The sequence below is a fragment of the Lysobacter enzymogenes genome (assembly GCF_900106525.1).
GTDB lineage: Bacteria > Pseudomonadota > Gammaproteobacteria > Xanthomonadales > Xanthomonadaceae > Lysobacter > Lysobacter enzymogenes.
Genome location: NZ_FNOG01000001.1, coordinates 875,978 through 891,453 on the forward strand (window position 1 = coordinate 875,978; position 15,476 = coordinate 891,453).

Below are 15,476 nucleotides of genomic sequence, written 5' to 3' on the forward strand. Positions count from 1 at the left end.
GCGACGCTAAACCGGGCGCGATCAATGCGATGTTAAACGCGGCAACGCGCGATGAACGCAGCGCGCGGCTTCAGGATCGGCCGTTGCGGATGCGCTCAGCGATGTGTCGACGGCATGAACGCCGCGCGGGAGAAGATACGAAGCCGGTCGCTCAACGCGGCGTCGCGAACACCGTGATCTCTTCGCGATCGTGATACAGCTGGCGCGCGCGCACGATCAGCGGCCGGTGGGCCTGATGCTCGAACGCTTCCAGGCAGATCCGGGTTTCTTCCCAGCGCTTCTTCATCGGCAGCTTGAGGTTGAAGATCGCCTGCCGGCACCAGTTCTCGCGGAACCAGGTGGCCATGCGCTCGGCCACGCGCGCCGGCGACTCGACCATGTCGCAGACCATCCAGTCGAGCGTGCGCTTGGGCTGCCAGGTGAAACCGTCGGCGCGCAGGTGATCGACCCGGCCGCTGTCGAGCAAGGCCTGGCGCAGCGGGCCGTTGTCGACCGAGGTGACCTTCATGCCGTTGCGCATCAGCACCCAGGTCCAGCCGCCGGGCGCGGCGCCGAGGTCGGCGGCCTGCATGTTGTCGCGCACGCGGCGTTCGCGTTCTTCCGGGTCGAGCAGGGTCAGCAGCGCCTCTTCGAGCTTCAGCGCGGAGCGGCTGGGCGCGTCGGGATGCATCTTCAGGCGCGGGATGCCCAGCGGCCACGGCGCGCTGTCGAGCGGTTCGGACATCGCCAGCACCGCGTGGTCGCCGGCGAGGAAGACCACGTGCAGGCGCGGCCGGCTCGGGTCGTCGTGTTTGCTCAGCCAGCCGGCCTTGCGCAGCGCCGGGCGCAGCGCGTTGCCGAAGCTGCGCGCCAGCCCGGCCAGCGGCTTGCCTTCGTCGGAATCGGGATGTTCCACCCACAGCTCGCCGAACGACGACACATTGAGGCCGGCGCCGCCGACGGCGTCGAGCGCGGCCAGCATCGGCGCGATGCGGTCGCTCGGGTCCAGGCCGCGCAGGTCGGCCAGGCGCACCAGCTTCTGCCGGGCGAAGATCAGCGCCGACCACGGCAGCGCGCGCGACGCGGCGGCCGCGTCCTCGAGCACGAACTCGACATAGCCGCTGTTGCGCTGGGTGCGGGCGTAGCCGGGATGGCCGGCGCGCGCGGCGCGCTCGCTCAGTTCGGCGGCGAGCTCGGGTTCGAACCCGGCGCGGCACAGGCAGAACAGGGCGGAGTCGGTCATGGGGCGCAGCTCGTGGACGGATGGGGGAAGTGAAGCACAGGCGACGGTCGGGGGGTACCGCCGTTGCGCCGCCGCGATTGCGGTTGCGGGAAATTCTTTCCACTGCGTCATTCCGGCGAAAGCCGGAACCCATTTTGCTGTTGCTTCTGCCTCTGCCAGGACGGCAAGAGCAAAATCAAAATGGGTTCCGGCTTTCGCCGGAATGACGCAGTGGGGGGGCGGGCGATCGGTTCCGGTCGCGCCAGAACGAAAAGCCTCGCAACGGCGGCGGCGCTCGACGTGCCGTCGCGGTCTCAGTACGAAACGCCGCTCTCGCCGTACTTGCGCAGCACCTCGCACGCCGCTTCGCGTTGCAAATCGCGGCGCACGGCGATGCCGCGGCGTTCGAGTTCGCCGATCCAGTCCGCCGGCAGCGGGCCTTCGTCGAACTCGGTCAGGCGCATCACGTCTTCCGAGCGCGCGCCGATCAGCAGGTTGTTGATGCCGGCCCAGAAGCTGGCGCCGTAGCACATGCAGCACGGCTGGGCCGAGGTGGCCAGGGTCATCGGCCCCAGTTCGTTGAGGCGGAACTGGCTGACCGCGGTCTGCGCGCACATGAAGGCCATCATCTCGGCGTGGGCGACCGAGCAGTTCTGCGGCACCACCCGGTTGACGCCGACGCCGACCACGCGGTCGTGGCCGTCGAACACCACCGCGCCGAACGGGCCGCCGGTGCGCAGTTCGACGTTGCGCCGCGACAGCTCGATCGCCAGCGCGACCTTATCCTCGTCGCTGGCATAGACGCGGCTGCGGTCGACCGCGTCGTCGATCCAGTCCGGCAGCAGCAACTGCACCTGCCGGGTCAGCGGGTTCTGGATTTTCGTGCTCATCGTTGCGCGCTCATTCCTTGCTCGCCCAGGTGTCGCGCAGGGTCACGCTGCGGTTGAACACCGGCGCGTCGCTGCGGTGGTCGTAGCGGTCGGCGACGAAGTAGCCCACGCGCTCGAACTGGAACGCCTGCTCCGGCGCGGCCTGCGCCGCCGACGGCTCGACATAGCCGACGACGGTGCGGCGCGAATTCGGATTCAGATGATCCTGGTAGGTCTTGCCGTCGCTGTCGTCGTCCGGGGCTGCGACGTCGAACAGGCGGTCGTACAGGCGGATCTGCGCCTGCGCCGCGTGGCGCGCGCTGACCCAGTGGATGGTGCCCTTGATCTTGCGGTCGGCGCCGGCCATGCCGGGGCGCGATTCGGGATCGAGCGTGCCGCGCAGTTCGACGACCTTGCCCGACTCGTCCTTGATCACCTCGTCGCAGCGCAGGATGCCGGCGCCGCGCAGGCGCACTTCGCCGCCCGGGATCAGGCGCTTGAAGCCCTTGGGCGGGACTTCCTCGAAGTCCTCGCGCTCGATCCACAACTGGTTGGAGAACGGCACCTGGCGCGAGCCGAAGCGCTCGTCCTTGGGATGGTTGGCGAAGTGCAGCGACTCTTCGTGCGAGTCGGGCAGGTTGGCGATGACCAGCTTGAGCGGGTCGATCACCGCCATGCGCCGCGCCGCGGCCGCGTCGAGGTCTTCGCGCAGGCAGCCTTCCAGCACCGAGTAGTCGATCACCGAGTTCTGCTTGCTCACGCCCAGGCGCTCGGCCCACAGGCGCAGCGACGCCGGGGTGTAGCCGCGGCGGCGGATGCCCTGCAGGGTCGGCATGCGCGGGTCGTCCCAGCCGTCGACGAGCTTTTCCTGCACCAGCACCATGAGCTTGCGCTTGCTCATCACGGTGTAGTTGAGGTTGGCGCGCGAGAACTCGATCTGGCGCGGGATCGCCGCCTCGTTCGGGTAGCCCTTGGCCAGCAGCGGCGCCAGCAGGTCCGGCGAGTTGGGCAGGTCGACCCGGGCCACGCACCAGTCGTACAGCGGGCGGTGGTCTTCGAACTCCAGCGTGCACAGCGAATGGGTGATGCCTTCGCACGAATCGCTGAGCGAGTGGGCGAAGTCGTACATCGGGTAGATCGGCCAGGCGTCGCCGGTGTTCTGGTGGGCGACCTTCTTGATCCGGTACAGCGCCGGGTCGCGCAGGTTGATGTTGCCCGAGGCCATGTCGATCTTGGCGCGCAGGGTGCGCGCGCCGTCGGCGAACTCGCCGGCGCGCATGCGCGCGAACAGGTCGAGGTTCTCCTCGACGCTGCGCTCGCGATACGGCGAGTTGCGGCCCGGCTCGTTGAGGCTGCCGCGGTAGGCGCGCACTTCCTCGGCGCTGAGGTCGCAGACGAAGGCGTCGCCCTGGCGGATCAGCTTCTGCGCGGCCAGGTAGAACATCTCGAAGTAGTCCGAGGCGTGGCGCAGCTCGGCCCATTCGAAGCCGAGCCAGCGCACGTCTTCCTGGATCGCCTCGACGTACTCGGGGTCTTCCTTGGCCGGGTTGGTGTCGTCGAAGCGCAGGTTGCAGCGGCCGCCGAACTCGCTGGCGACGCCGAAATCCAGGCAGATCGCCTTGGCGTGGCCGATGTGCAGGTAGCCGTTGGGCTCGGGCGGGAAGCGCGTGCGCACCGCTTGGTGCTTGCCGCTGGCCAGGTCGTCGCGGACGATCTGGCGGACGAAATCCTGCTTCTGCGCCGGGGCGGCATCGGTCGGAGTTTCGGGGGCAAGGCGTGACGGATCGGCGGACATGCGGCGCGGCATCTTCGAAAAGGGAGAATCGGGAGTTTAGCCGGTGCGGCGCCGGCGTGCCTGGGCGGGCGGTCCGGAGGCCGCCGGAAGCGGCCGGTTCGAGCGGGGCGGTTTTGCGGCGGATCGCTCGGCGGCGGGCAGTTCTGGGGGCGAGCCGCCTTGGCGCAGGCCGCGCTGCACAGCCCCGGTTTGCCCGAGCGGCCGGTTCGCGCGGCGTTGCACGATTGGGACGCTTTGCGCGCCCGAACATGACGAATGTGGATACGCCCGGCGCGGCGTTGCGGCGTATGCTGGCCGCGAACCCGCCTGGCCTGCCGGCCGAAGGACGCGACGATGCGAGTCGTCTACGAAGCCGCCCACCTGATCGACGCCCATCTGGTCCGCCATGCGCTGGAAGATGCCGGGATTCCGGTGTTTCTGCGCGGCGAGGCCCTGGTCGGCGGGATGGGCGAGCTGCCGTTGTTCGGCGCGGTCCAGGTCTGCGTGCCGGATCCGGCCTGGCCGCAGGCCGACGAGGTGGTCCAGGCGCTGGCCCTGGGCGACCCGCCGGCCGAGCCGGAGCCGCCGGCGACGCTGTCGCCACCGGCGTGGCTGCCGGCCTGAGCGGCGCCGTCGCCGCTCGCCCGGGCGCCTGAGGCGCCCACGGTCCCGGTTACGGCCGCGGGCCGCGCCGGGGTCGCTCCCGGCCCCACCTGTCTTCGAACCCTTCGCGCCCGCAGCGGCGCGGCCGGCGCAGCGCCGGCCGCCGCGACGGACGCGCCGCCTGCGGTGCGCCGCGGGCGGATTACCGGAGTTTTTCCATGATCTGTCGCATCGATCGCCGCATTTCCCGGGGGCGCGCATGAACGCCGCCTCGTCGTCCACGTCGCCCGCCGCCTCCGGCAACGGGCCGCTGCTGCAGATGCTGCTCGGCGCCAGCGTCATCAGCAGTTCGGCGGTGTTCGTGCGCTGGGTCGGGATCGGCCCGGGCGCGTCGGCGTTCTGGCGCATGGCGCTGGCCGCGGCGATCTTGCTGCTGTTGCTGGGCCAGCCGTGGCGGCCCGGCCGCCTGCGCGCGTGGCGGCCGGCGCCGCGCGTGCTCGGCCTGGTGATGCTCAGCGCGGTGTTCCTGGCCTTCGACTTGTGGATGTGGCACCGCTCCATCGTCTATGTCGGCGTCGGCCTGTCGACGCTGCTGGCCAATTTCCAGGTGTTCGTGCTGGCCGGCGCCGGCGCGCTGTTCCTGGGCGAGCGCGCCGGCTGGAAGCTGTGGGTCGGCCTGAGCCTGGGCCTGGTCGGGCTGGCGCTGCTGCTGGCGCCGGGCTGGGAGCACATGGACGCGCGCTTCCGCCTCGGCGTGTTCTTCGGCCTGGCCGCGGCGCTGGCCTACGGCGGTTTCCTGCTGGCCTTCCGCGCCGCCCAGGCGCGCCGCGGCGAGGCGCCCAACGAGGCGCTGCAATGGTGGCTGTGCCTGGGCTGCGTGCTCGTGCTCGGCGCGACCGTGCCGCTGGGCGGCGAAAACATGTGGCCGCAAACCGCGCACGACTGGCTGATCCTGACCGCCTACGCCGCCATCGCCCAGGTGCTGGGCTGGCTGGTGATCGGCCGGGCGATGCCGCTGCTGCCGGCCGGCATCGTCGGCCTGTGCCTGCTGCTGCAGCCGTTGCTGGCCTATGTCTGGGACGTGCTGATCTTCCACAAGCAGCTCGGCGGGCTGGAGCTGCTCGGCATCGCCTTGTCGCTGGCCGGCATCTTCCTCGGCCTGGCCCGCGGCGACCAACCGCTGTTCTCGCGCAAGCCGCGTTGACGCGGCCCAACGCCGCGGCGCCGCACACTTCTTTCATTCCCCCCTCATCGCCTGTTTTCGCTCATGACCGATCCTCTCCTCCCGATCCAGCGCCTGATCCGCAGCGTCGCCGACTTCCCCAAGCCCGGCGTGACCTTCCGCGACGTCACCCCGCTGCTGGCCGACGCCGGCGGCTTCGCCCGCTGCATCGACGCGCTGGCCGAGCCCTGGCAGGGCAGCGGCGTGCAGGCGGTGTGCGGGATCGAATCGCGCGGCTTCATCTTCGGCGCGGCGCTGGCGCAGAAGCTGCACGCCGGCTTCGTGCCGTTGCGCAAGCCGGGCAAGCTGCCGCCGCCGCTGGTGACGGTGGAATACGAGCTGGAATACGGCCGCGATGCCTTGCAGGCGCGCAGCGACGCGCTCAAACCCGGCGAGCGCACCTTGATCGTCGACGACGTGCTGGCCACCGGCGGCACCCTGGCGGCGGCGCGCGAACTGGTCGAACGGCTGGACGCGGTGCTGGTCGGCGCCAGCGTGCTGATCGAGCTGCCGGCGCTGGGCGGGCGCTCGCGCTGGAGCGGCGAGGCGCCGGTGCATTCGTTGCTGCGTTATTGATCGAAGCGGCGCCTGATCGAAGCGGCGCCGCGATCGTGAAAGATCGCGGTCGCGGCTCGCGCCGCTCCTACAGGGGCTGCGGATCGCCCCTGGGCTACCTGTAGGAGCGGCGCAAGCCGCGACTGCGCCACCACGCCGCCCAGCGCCGCCGCGATCGAGCCGGGTTCCACCTGCGGACCGCACGAAACCGCCCGCAGCCCCTGTAGGAGCGGCGCAAGCCGCGACCGCGCCGCCACGCCGCCCGGCGCCGCTCCCGCAACCGCCGCGCCGCTCCACGCCGCAGCGCGAAGCAACGCGACGATTCCGCGATACCGGCTTACGGCGCCCCGCAGCGATACCGATCCGTGTCGATGAACCCGTTGCGCTGCGATATCTCGTGGTCGTAGCAGCCCTGCGTGCCGTAGCTGCGATGGCGCTGGGTCGAATGGCCGGTGGCGTGCCGCTCCGGCCGCGGCACGCCGTAGTTCCAGCCGGCTTCGCCTTCGAAGGTGTTGCGCTTGACCTGCGCCGCGGCCGGCTGGCCCAGGCCCGGGGTCTGCAGCCAGTCGGCGTGGTCGAAGATCTTCATCGTGGTGACGATGCGCTGCGCGCTGCCCGACGGGGTCACGCTGATCGCGCCGTCGAAGCCGAAGCGCTGGGCCAGGGTCGACACCGTCGGCAGGCCGCGGCCGAGGCGGCGCACGGTCTGGGTGTCGTTCCACTGCGCGTTGATGCCGTCCGGGTTCTCGTCGGCGCCCCAAGTGTGCAGCCCGGTATTGCCGACGATGCGTTCGACCGTGGTGTATTCGCGACCCTTGGACGTATCGACATAACCGGTCGCGCGCAGGCGGTGGCCGCCGCGGGTGTCGACCTGGAAGGTTCCATCGGGCTTGGCGGTGTAGGTCGAGCGCGCCGCCAGCGGGGTCAGCTCGTAGCTCAGCAGGCGCCCGCCGGTGGCGCCGCGGCGCGGGTCGGTCCAGGCCTGCAGGTTGGGCTGCAAGGTCCAGCCCGAGGCGCCGTCGGGCAGGTTGGCGACGCGGAAACGCACCTCGTGCGCGCGGCCGTCGTTGACCAGGCCGATGAAGGGGGTGAGGTCGTAGCGGATCGGCTCGATGTTGAACGCGCGCGGCGCCGGCAGCACGTACCACAGGAACGGGTTCGACCAGCCGCCGGTGTAGATGTGCGGGTAGGGCATGGCGATGCCGGCCACGCGGCCGTCGATCAGCACCTGCACTTCGCGGTACGGCCCGTGCTGGGCCGGGCAGGAATAGTTCGCCTCCGGCGGCGCGGTGAAGTACCAGAACTCCTCGCAGCCGCCGCCGGAACCGGTGGCATAGACCTCGCCCGACCAGCGCGTGGCGTTGGCCGGCAGGGTGTATTCGCCGACCAGGTCGCCGCCGTCGCGGCGCGCGTTGGCCAGCGGTGCGACCGCGTCGGCGCTGTCGACGGCGGGATGGCGGCGGTCGGCGTTGTAGAACACCACCCGCGCCTGCACGTAGATCACCCCGGTGTAGGTGTCGTTGACCACGTTGCCCAGCGCCATGCGCACCTGCTGCGGCGATTTCAGCAGCGCGGCGTAGCCGCTGATGTCCTTCTCCACATGCCAGCCGATGCCGTCGCGCGAGGGCTCCGGCGTGCTGGTGGAGAACACGGTGACGCCGCCGATCTCCAGATGGCCGAGGCGGTCGTACTGCACGCCCTTGACCTGTCCGTCCATCTCCAGGACGACCTTGCTCCATGGGCCGGGGCAGGCGGCCGGCGGCGCGATCTGGCCCAGGTGCCAGTCGAAGTCGGCGAAGGCGGTGTCGAGGATTTCGACCGTGCAGCTGCGCGTGGCCGGCCGCGCCACCGGCGGGTCGGCGGTACGCGGGTCGTCCCAGTCGCTGCCGAACTCGTCGGCGGCCAGCGCCGGCGCGGCGTGGGCGCACAGCAGGGCCAGGACCAGGGCGGGCAGGCGCGCGGCAGTGCGGTGCGCAGTCGCGTTCAGGCGGGAAGCGGGGCGTGCGGACATCGGGGCATCCTTGGCGGCGGGCAGGGGAGGCGGGCCGCGCGACGCGGGCGGCGCCGCGCGGCGTTCGCGCAAGATCGAGCTTCCCGCCCGGCGCGCGCGGCGGCAAGGCGCGCATGCGCGCCGGTGCCTTGAATCCTGCGACCGGCGCCGCATTTCATTGGCACGGCGGCGATGCCGCCACACCCCGCATCACCATCCCGTTGCTACGGAGGCAGACGATGGCCGGTTCCTTCATCCCCGGTATTGGCGCGTTCAAGCAGCGCATGCCGCAGCGCGAAGACGCGCTGCCGGGCCGCGCGACGCCGATGCCCTTGCACAACGCCCACTACCTCAGCGGCGCCAAGCTGCGCGATGCCTACCCGGGGCTGGCGCGGGTGCAGTTCGGTCTGGGTTGCTTTTGGGGCGCCGAGCGCAAGTTCTGGTCGCTGCCGGGCGTGGCGGTCACCGCGGTCGGTTATTCCGGCGGCTACACGCCCAACCCGACCTACCGCGAGGTCTGCAGCGGCCAGACCGGCCATGCCGAGACCGTGCTGGTGGTCTACGACCCGGCCAAGATCGGCTTCGACGAGCTGCTGAAGGTGTTCTGGGAAAGCCACGACCCGACCCAGGGCATGCGCCAGGGCAACGACACCGGCAGCCAATACCGCTCGGCGATCTATTGCGAGGACGAAGGCCAGTACCGCGCCGCGCTGAGCAGCCGCGACGCGTTCCAGGCCAAGTTGCGCGAGGCCGGATTCGGCGAGATCACCACCGAAATCACCGCGCCGCCGGCGCCGGAGTTCTATTACGCCGAGGACGATCACCAGCAGTATCTGGCGAAGAATCCGGCCGGTTATTGCGGCCTGGGCGGCACCGGCGTGAGCTGCCCGATCGGCGCGCTCTGAGGCGCGACTGCGCGGCGGTGCGAAGCCGCACCGCCGCGCGGGCGCGGCCTGGGCGCAAGGCTCAGGCGAATTCGCGCGCGAACATCGCGCGCATCTGCGCGATGCCTTCGGCCTGCTCCGGCAACACCCGCAGCAGACAGGCTTCGGCGAAGGAAACCGGCGAGGTACCCGGCGCGGTCACGATGCCGTCGGCGCTGACGCAGGCCTGTTCGCGGTAATGCGCCTGGCCGCTGTAGCCGGGCACCGCGTCGAGATAACCCGGTTCGTTGCTGGTGTGAGCGCGTGCGTTCAACAGCCCGGCCGCGGCCAGCGCGCGGGTGCCGCCGCAGATGCCGGCGATGGCGCCGCCGCGCGCGGCGCGTTCGCGCAGCGCATGCACGATCGGCGCCGGTGCGGGCGCTTCGTCCCACAGCGGACTGCCGGGCACCACCCACAGGTCGGCGTCGTCGGCGGCGAGTTCCTGCAGGCGCCGCTGCGGTTGCAGGCTCAGCCCGCCCATCGTGGTCAGCGGCGCGGCGTCGATGCTGGCGCTGACCACGTCGATGCCGAACCACGCATGCGCGGCGCCGACCAGCGGGCCGTATTCCCAATCGGCGGGGCGGTCGATCATCAGCAAAACGATGCGTCGGGTCATTTGGACGAGTTCCTGGGAAGGCAGGCGCGCATGTTCGAACGCGCGCGTGCGCCTCGCCAGTGACGGCCGTCAGAGTCGCAGAGACGATTGTCGATACGCGCTATGGCTGATGGGCGCGATTTCGATAAGTGCGATGTCGACGAGCGCGATCCGCGTCGCCAGCGGGCGGCGACGCGGCGCGCCCGGCCTCAGCGCGATGCGATCGCGCAGGCGTAGACGATTTCGCAAGCGCCGGCGCCCTGGTCGTCGCGGCTCAGCGAACTGATCGCCTGCCAGCCGTCGCGCGCATCGATCCGCACCAGCCAGCCGTCCACGCGCACCCGCTCGCCGGTGCGCGCGCGCTTGAGCGCCTGCGCGACCGCGGCGTCGGCCGGGATGATGTGCAAGTTGGCGGTGGAACGGCCGATTTCCTGCATCGGCAGCGGCGGACGCTCGGGCCAGTAGTAGCTGAGGAAGCGCACTTCCTGGCGGAAGCTCATGCGCGCCAGCACCGCGTCCTCGCTCAGCCGGCCCCAACCTACGGCCAGGTCGGTCGGCGCGAAATCGGCCAGCCGGTCGCTGCGGTAGTCGCGCCGCGACAGCACCCGCGCATCGAGGCTGAAGCCGGCCAGCGGCGTCAGCGTGCCCGGTTCCAGCCGGAACGGCGCCAGCCCGTCCGGCACCGCGGTCTGCAGCGGCTCGGCGCCGGCGGCGACCAGCGGCGGCGGCGGGCAGCGCGGCGTATCGCCGGGCGCCACGGCCGGAAAGTACGGCGCACGCGGCGACAGCGGCGAATACCACCAGCCGATCGCGCTGAGCGCCAGCGCCGCGGCGATCCAGTCGCGCCGGATCTCGATCACCGCGGCTGCGGCGCCTGCTTGCGCTTGCCCGCGACGTTGCCCGGCGGCTGCAGCAGCGCGGGCGGCAGCTTGCGCAGCTCGTCGGCCAGTTGCATCAGGAACTCCGACATCGCCGAACTGCGCCGCCACAGCATGCCGATCTGCCGGTGCGGCGCGGCGCCGTTGAAGCGCAGCAGGCGGATGTCGGGCGAGTTCGGCACCGGCGGCTGCACCGCCAGGGTCGGCAGCAAGGTGATGCCGACGCCGGCGGCGACCATCTGCCGCAGCGTCTCCAGGCTGGTGGCGCGGAAGCCGTCGCGCTCGTCGGCGCCGGCCAGGCGGCACACGTCCAGGGCCTGGTCGCGCAGGCAATGGCCTTCTTCGAGCAGCAGCAGGTGCTGGTCGTCGAGGTCGTGCAGGTCCAGGGTGTCGCGCGCGGCCATCGGGTGCTGCTGCGGCACCGCCAGGATGAAGGGCTCGTCGAACAGCGGCTCGACGTGCAGTTGGTCGTCGTGGATCGGCAGCGCCAGCAGGCCGGCGTCCAGGCGGCCGTCGCGCAGGCGGGCGAGGATCTGGTCGGTCTTCTCCTCCACCAGCAGCAGCTCCAGGCGCGGGAAGCGCTTGCGCAGGTTCGGCACCACGTGCGGCAGCAGGTACGGGCCCAGGGTCGGGAACAGGCCCAGGCGCACGGTGCCGGCCTCAGGGTCCTGGCTGCGGCGCGCGATCTCGCTCATCTGCTCGACATCGGCGATGACCTTGCGCGCGCGCTCGGCGATGTCGCGCCCGACCGGGGTCAGCATCACCCGCCGCGGCGCGCGCTCGACCAGGGACACGCCGAGTTCGTCCTCGAGCTTCTTGATCTGGGTCGAAAGCGTGGGCTGACTCACGAAGCTGGCCGCGGCGGCGCGGCCGAAGTGCTTGTGATCGGCGAGGGCGACCAGATATTTGAGGTCTCGAAGGTTCATGGTCGGCTGTCAATTGAAGATGGCTATCGGCATAATAGGAACAATTCATTTCAGTAATCAATTGCTGTAGCGCAACATACGCAACATAAGTTGTGCCTGGCGACGTAGAGACTTCGTCGCAACCCCCGTTCATCACCACTCCCATCCCATCCAGGAGATACCCGCATGCTTTCGATCGGCGAAAAGTTCCCGAAATTCAAGGTCAAGGCCACCGTCGGCATCGACAACCTCGACACCGCCTTCGCGGACATCGACAACGACACCTACAAGGGCAAGTGGCTGCTGGTGTTCTTCTACCCGAAGGACTTCACCTTCGTCTGCCCGACCGAGATCAAGGGCTTCGGCGACCTGAACCAGCAGTTCCTGGACCGCGACTGCCAGGTGCTGGCCGCCTCCACCGACAGCGAGTTCGTCCACCTGGCCTGGCGCAAGGACCACAAGGACCTGCGCGACCTGCCGTTCCCCATGCTGGCCGACATCAAGAAGGACCTGACCTCGGCCCTGGGCATCCTGACCGACGACGGCGTCGCCCAGCGCGCGACCTTCCTGGTCGACCCGGACGGCATCATCCGCTTCGTCTACGTCACCGACGGTTCGGTCGGCCGCAACCCGCAGGAAGTGCTGCGCGTGCTCGACGCGCTGCAGACCGACGAGCTGTGCCCGTGCAACTGGAACCAGGGCGAGAACACCCTGAAGGTCGCCTAAGCCGCAAGGCGCTCGGCGCGGGCCGCTGCGAACGGCGGCCCCGCGCAGAGTTTCGGCTTCGCGATGTTTCTGCGGCGGCGACGGATTGCGTGACCCGGCGCCCCCTAGGTTTCGATTTATGCGTTCTACCTGCGCTGCCGGTTCGCGCCGGCCGCGCAGTCTTCTTCGGCACCACCCCGCATGCGGCCGGTCGCACCTCACACCGGCTTCCCTCCCCTCCGTGCGGGTGCCTGCAGCCGGGGTCCGCCCCGGCTGTTTTTACCTCGCTGCACGCGCGGTCGCGGTCTTTCCAGGTTCCGTCCCAGCCAGCCGTGCGCGTGCGCACGCCCGCCAGGCGCATGAGCCTGCCCGCTTCGCAGCGTTTCCCCGATTCCAGGATTCCAGGAGCTTCCCGATGAGCCTCACCGATCTTCGCAACGCGCTTCCCGACTACGCCAAGGACCTCAAGCTCAACCTCGACAGCGTGCTCAGCGACGCCGGTTCGCAGGGCCTGGACGCCAAGCAGATCCGCGCCATCGCCCTGTCGTGCGCGATCGCCTCGCGCTACAAGCCGCTGACGCAAGCGGTGGAAGCCTTCGCCGCCGAGAAGCTGTCGCCCGAGGAAATCGCCGGCGCCAAGGCCGCCGCGGCGGTGATGGGCATGAACAACATCTATTACCGCGCCACCCACCTGATCCAGAACGAAGAGTATGGCCAGCTGCGCGCCGGCCTGCGCATGAACATCATGGCCAACCCGGGCATCGACAAGATGACCTTCGAATTGGCCTCGCTGGCGGTGTCGGCGATCAACGGTTGCGGCGCCTGCATGGATTCGCACGAGAAGGTGCTGCGCAAGCACGAGATCAGCGCGCAGGGCGTGCAGAGCGCGCTCAAGATCGCCGCGGTGGTGCACGCGGTGGCGGTGGCGCTCGAGCAAGCCTGAGCGAACCCGCCGTAAAAGTTGGATGGTGGTAGGGGATCGCCGGCGGCAACGCCGGCGATCTTTTTTTAGTCGGTTCGCTACCTGTAGGAGCGGCGCGAGCCGCGACCGCGACAACGCAACTGCGCCGAAATCCGCGCAACAGCTGCGTTGTCGCGGTCGCGGCTCGCGCCGCTCCTACAGGGAGCTATCGGAACCGCGCCGCGCCTCAGCGCACCTCGAACTCGTAGATCCGCGTAGCCGGATCGCCGTTCTGGGTCGGCGTGGTCACGTTGAGCTTGATGTAGCGCGCCGAAGTCGCGGTGATCGCGTGGGTCGAGGTGTTGCCGGTGTTCGCCGTCGCCGACACCGGCGTGCTCCAGCTGCTGCCGTTGGTCGAGGTCTGGATGGTGAAGGCCTTGCTGTTCCAGCTGGCCTGTTCGCCGCCGGCGCCGGCGTGCTTGACCGTGAAGCTGCTGACCGTCTGCGCCGAGCCCAGATCGACCTGCAGCCACGCCGGCGAGGCCAGCGAGCAGAACTTGTCGGTGGTGCCGCCGGAGACGCTGCCGTTGACCGCCTTGGCCCCGTTTTCGTTGCTGTTGCACGCGGCCGAACTGGTGGTGGGCTTGTTGAGCGCCAGATTGACGTTGCCGGCGCCGACCGAGACGGTCGAGGTCTTGGTGTTGCTCGCGCCGCCGTTGTCGGTCACGGTGAGGCTGACGGTGTAGTTGCCGGCGCTGGCGTAGGCATGCGCCGGGTTGGTCGCGGTCGAGCTCGAACCGTCGCCGAAGTTCCAGCTGCGCGAGGCGATGCTGCCGTCGGCGTCACTGGAGGAATCGCTGAAGCTCGCAGTGAGGCCGTTGACGGTTACGCCGAAGTTGGCCACCGGCGCGGTGTTGCCGCTGAGCGCGTTGTTGATCGCCGCCGCGTACTGCGCGCTGGTGCCCTGCGCCCAGCACTTCTGGATGTCGTCGTACAGCCACAGGAAGCCGCCGCTGATGCCGGCGCTGGTCTTCCAGCCGGCCATGCGGCTTTCCACCGAGGCGGGGCTGTCGCCGGCGCTGCAGCCGCTGCCGTGCTTGGTCCACAGGCCGGGCATGACGGTCATGCCCATCGCGGTGTTCCAGGTGGCCGGGTTGTTGCCGGCGCCGCCGTCGTAGACCTGCAGGTAGATGCGGTCGACCGAGGCGCCGAGATTGTCTTTCACGCCCTTCCAGAACGTCTGGTTGGTGTACGGCGCGAAGGTGATCTTGTAGCCGAGCCCGACCAGCATGTTGCCGAACGTCGTCGTGTCGGCGACGTTGTAATAACTCTCGTCGTCGAAGTTGACCGCATCGGCGCCGGTGACGGTCTTGAGCGCCTGGAAATTGCGGTAAAGGATGCTGCCGCTGCCGGTGCCGCAGACGATGGTCGTGCCGCAGCCGGCGGCGGTGCCGTTGGCGAGCTTGGCCATGCGCTCGAAGTCGGGCACGCCCCAGGCGCCGATCGAGACTTCGACCCGCTTGACCGAGGTCGGCGCGGTCTTCAGCGAAGCCAGCCGCGCCGGCCAGTCGGCATCGCCGCCGATGTAGGCGCCGTTCTTGACGATGGGAATGTCGTTGTAGACCAGGTCGCCGTTGTCCTCGATGTGGATGCTCCACAGGAACACGGTGGTGAAGCCCGAGGCCTTGAGATCGTTGATGACGGTCTGCCCGCCCGAATAGAACGGGCCGCCGCCGAAGATCGCCGATTCGGCGCCGACCGCGGGCGCGGCGAGGGCGGCCAGCGACAGCGCCAGGGCGCTGGCGCAGCAGCGGCGGCGCGTACGGGCGGAGGCGGTGGAGTGCGGTGTCGGCTTGGGCATGGTGCGGTTCCCTGCGATGGGCGTCGGCGAGGACGCGGCGATGGACGGAAGAGCCGCGCGCACCGTGCCGCGCCGGCCTGTCGCCGTCGTGGCGACGCGGCGACAGTGCGAGCGGGGATTTGCCGGTGTCAATATTTAGATCGATTTAAACAAGGGAAAAACGTTTAACCGCGCCGGTTCGGTGAAGTTTTTCCCATGCGATCAAACGGCTGCGCGTGGCGCCGCGGCGAAGCGCACGATGGCGATGGATGCGATGCGCGTGCGCACCCGCGCTGCGGCGCAGCACGCGCCTGCGCGAAGCGCGCCGCCGTCTTTCCCACCGCCGCGTTTGTAGGAGGGGCTTCAGCGCCGATGCGTTCCGATCCGTTTGCGACGGAGATTCCGGCGACTTGAGCCAACAGCGTCGGGGCTGAAGCCCCTCCCACAAGAGCGAAGGCGTCGGCACTGGGCTGCCTGGCCTCTTTGTAGGAGGGACTTCAGCCCCGACGCTTTTC

At 69.9% G+C, this 15,476-nt stretch carries 15 protein-coding genes; 6 read left to right on the forward strand and 9 right to left on the reverse strand.

Annotated elements, in window-relative coordinates; translation table 11 throughout:
• Positions 1 to 151 precede the first annotated feature (151 nt).
• From rlmM to BLU84_RS03820, 3 genes are all read right to left on the reverse strand, one after another.
• Positions 152 to 1,222, reverse strand: a complete 1,071-nt coding sequence (gene rlmM / locus BLU84_RS03810) for a 23S rRNA (cytidine(2498)-2'-O)-methyltransferase RlmM (RefSeq protein ID WP_074863031.1) — start codon at positions 1,220 to 1,222, stop codon at positions 152 to 154.
• A gap of 293 nt (positions 1,223 to 1,515) precedes the next feature.
• Positions 1,516 to 2,091, reverse strand: a complete 576-nt coding sequence (locus BLU84_RS03815; RefSeq protein ID WP_074863033.1) for a nucleoside deaminase — start codon at positions 2,089 to 2,091, stop codon at positions 1,516 to 1,518.
• A gap of 10 nt (positions 2,092 to 2,101) precedes the next feature.
• Positions 2,102 to 3,865 carry a glutamine--tRNA ligase/YqeY domain fusion protein gene (locus BLU84_RS03820; RefSeq protein WP_074863334.1) on the reverse strand — a complete coding sequence of 588 codons (1,764 nt, stop codon included), beginning with the start codon at positions 3,863 to 3,865 and terminating at the stop codon, positions 2,102 to 2,104.
• Positions 3,866 to 4,198: 333 nt separating this feature from the next.
• Between BLU84_RS03820 and BLU84_RS03825 the strand changes: the two genes are divergently transcribed.
• From BLU84_RS03825 to BLU84_RS03835, 3 genes are all read left to right on the forward strand, one after another.
• Entirely contained in the window at positions 4,199 to 4,468 is a 270-nt protein-coding gene (locus BLU84_RS03825) for a putative signal transducing protein (protein ID WP_074863037.1), read from the forward strand.
• Positions 4,469 to 4,706: 238 nt separating this feature from the next.
• Positions 4,707 to 5,651: a DMT family transporter gene (locus BLU84_RS03830; protein ID WP_074863038.1), complete on the forward strand. Its 945-nt coding sequence runs from the start codon at positions 4,707 to 4,709 to the stop codon at positions 5,649 to 5,651.
• Between the two features lie 63 nt (positions 5,652 to 5,714).
• A complete protein-coding gene (locus BLU84_RS03835) occupies positions 5,715 to 6,245 on the forward strand; it encodes an adenine phosphoribosyltransferase (RefSeq protein WP_074863039.1) in 531 nt (176 codons plus the stop codon).
• Between the two features lie 316 nt (positions 6,246 to 6,561).
• Here BLU84_RS03835 and BLU84_RS03840 read toward each other — a convergent pair whose 3' ends face one another.
• A complete protein-coding gene (locus tag BLU84_RS03840) occupies positions 6,562 to 8,235 on the reverse strand; it encodes a peptide-N4-asparagine amidase (RefSeq protein ID WP_074863336.1) in 1,674 nt (557 codons plus the stop codon).
• 233 nt (positions 8,236 to 8,468) lie between these two features.
• Here BLU84_RS03840 and msrA point away from each other — a divergent pair, with 233 nt between their 5' ends.
• Entirely contained in the window at positions 8,469 to 9,119 is a 651-nt protein-coding gene (gene msrA / locus BLU84_RS03845) for a peptide-methionine (S)-S-oxide reductase MsrA (protein WP_074863338.1), read from the forward strand.
• A gap of 61 nt (positions 9,120 to 9,180) precedes the next feature.
• On the opposite strand, the gene BLU84_RS03850 is transcribed toward msrA, so the two are convergent.
• From BLU84_RS03850 to oxyR, 3 genes are all read right to left on the reverse strand, one after another.
• Entirely contained in the window at positions 9,181 to 9,753 is a 573-nt protein-coding gene (locus BLU84_RS03850; RefSeq protein WP_074863040.1) for a DJ-1/PfpI family protein, read from the reverse strand.
• Between the two features lie 188 nt (positions 9,754 to 9,941).
• Complete coding sequence (locus BLU84_RS03855; protein ID WP_074863045.1) at positions 9,942 to 10,592, reverse strand: hypothetical protein; 651 nt, start codon at positions 10,590 to 10,592, stop codon at positions 9,942 to 9,944.
• Positions 10,589 to 11,536: a DNA-binding transcriptional regulator OxyR gene (gene oxyR, locus BLU84_RS03860; protein ID WP_074863048.1), complete on the reverse strand. Its 948-nt coding sequence runs from the start codon at positions 11,534 to 11,536 to the stop codon at positions 10,589 to 10,591. The genes BLU84_RS03855 and oxyR overlap by 4 nt, the downstream gene beginning before the upstream one ends.
• Positions 11,537 to 11,701: 165 nt before the next feature.
• On the opposite strand from oxyR, the gene BLU84_RS03865 reads away from it, so the two are divergent.
• Both BLU84_RS03865 and ahpD read left to right on the forward strand, forming a co-directional pair.
• Entirely contained in the window at positions 11,702 to 12,241 is a 540-nt protein-coding gene (locus tag BLU84_RS03865; RefSeq protein ID WP_074863051.1) for a peroxiredoxin, read from the forward strand.
• A gap of 394 nt (positions 12,242 to 12,635) precedes the next feature.
• Positions 12,636 to 13,163: an alkylhydroperoxidase, AhpD family gene (gene ahpD, locus BLU84_RS03870; RefSeq protein WP_074863053.1), complete on the forward strand. Its 528-nt coding sequence runs from the start codon at positions 12,636 to 12,638 to the stop codon at positions 13,161 to 13,163.
• Positions 13,164 to 13,368: 205 nt separating this feature from the next.
• On the opposite strand, the gene BLU84_RS03875 is transcribed toward ahpD, so the two are convergent.
• Both BLU84_RS03875 and BLU84_RS28215 read right to left on the reverse strand, forming a co-directional pair.
• Positions 13,369 to 14,982: a PKD domain-containing protein gene (locus tag BLU84_RS03875; RefSeq protein WP_083382288.1), complete on the reverse strand. Its 1,614-nt coding sequence runs from the start codon at positions 14,980 to 14,982 to the stop codon at positions 13,369 to 13,371.
• A gap of 164 nt (positions 14,983 to 15,146) precedes the next feature.
• Positions 15,147 to 15,407 (reverse strand): DUF6053 domain-containing protein, encoded by a 261-nt coding sequence (locus BLU84_RS28215; protein ID WP_425479303.1) that lies wholly within the window; start codon positions 15,405 to 15,407, stop codon positions 15,147 to 15,149.
• Positions 15,408 to 15,476: the final 69 nt, after the last annotated feature.

Bases quoted from the DNA above. Each gene is read 5' to 3' on its own strand.
- BLU84_RS03820 (WP_074863334.1), bottom strand. From the start codon at position 3,865: ATGTCCGCCGATCCGTCACGCCTTGCCCCCGAAACTCCGACCGATGCC.
- BLU84_RS03825 (WP_074863037.1), top strand. From the start codon at position 4,199: ATGCGAGTCGTCTACGAAGCCGCCCACCTGATCGACGCCCATCTGGTC.
- oxyR (WP_074863048.1), bottom strand. From the start codon at position 11,536: ATGAACCTTCGAGACCTCAAATATCTGGTCGCCCTCGCCGATCACAAG.
- BLU84_RS03830 (WP_074863038.1), top strand. From the start codon at position 4,707: ATGAACGCCGCCTCGTCGTCCACGTCGCCCGCCGCCTCCGGCAACGGG.
- BLU84_RS03840 (WP_074863336.1), bottom strand. From the start codon at position 8,235: ATGTCCGCACGCCCCGCTTCCCGCCTGAACGCGACTGCGCACCGCACT.
- rlmM (WP_074863031.1), bottom strand. From the start codon at position 1,222: ATGACCGACTCCGCCCTGTTCTGCCTGTGCCGCGCCGGGTTCGAACCC.
- BLU84_RS03835 (WP_074863039.1), top strand. From the start codon at position 5,715: ATGACCGATCCTCTCCTCCCGATCCAGCGCCTGATCCGCAGCGTCGCC.
- ahpD (WP_074863053.1), top strand. From the start codon at position 12,636: ATGAGCCTCACCGATCTTCGCAACGCGCTTCCCGACTACGCCAAGGAC.
- BLU84_RS03875 (WP_083382288.1), bottom strand. From the start codon at position 14,982: ATGCCCAAGCCGACACCGCACTCCACCGCCTCCGCCCGTACGCGCCGC.
- BLU84_RS03865 (WP_074863051.1), top strand. From the start codon at position 11,702: ATGCTTTCGATCGGCGAAAAGTTCCCGAAATTCAAGGTCAAGGCCACC.
- BLU84_RS03815 (WP_074863033.1), bottom strand. From the start codon at position 2,091: ATGAGCACGAAAATCCAGAACCCGCTGACCCGGCAGGTGCAGTTGCTG.
- BLU84_RS03850 (WP_074863040.1), bottom strand. From the start codon at position 9,753: ATGACCCGACGCATCGTTTTGCTGATGATCGACCGCCCCGCCGATTGG.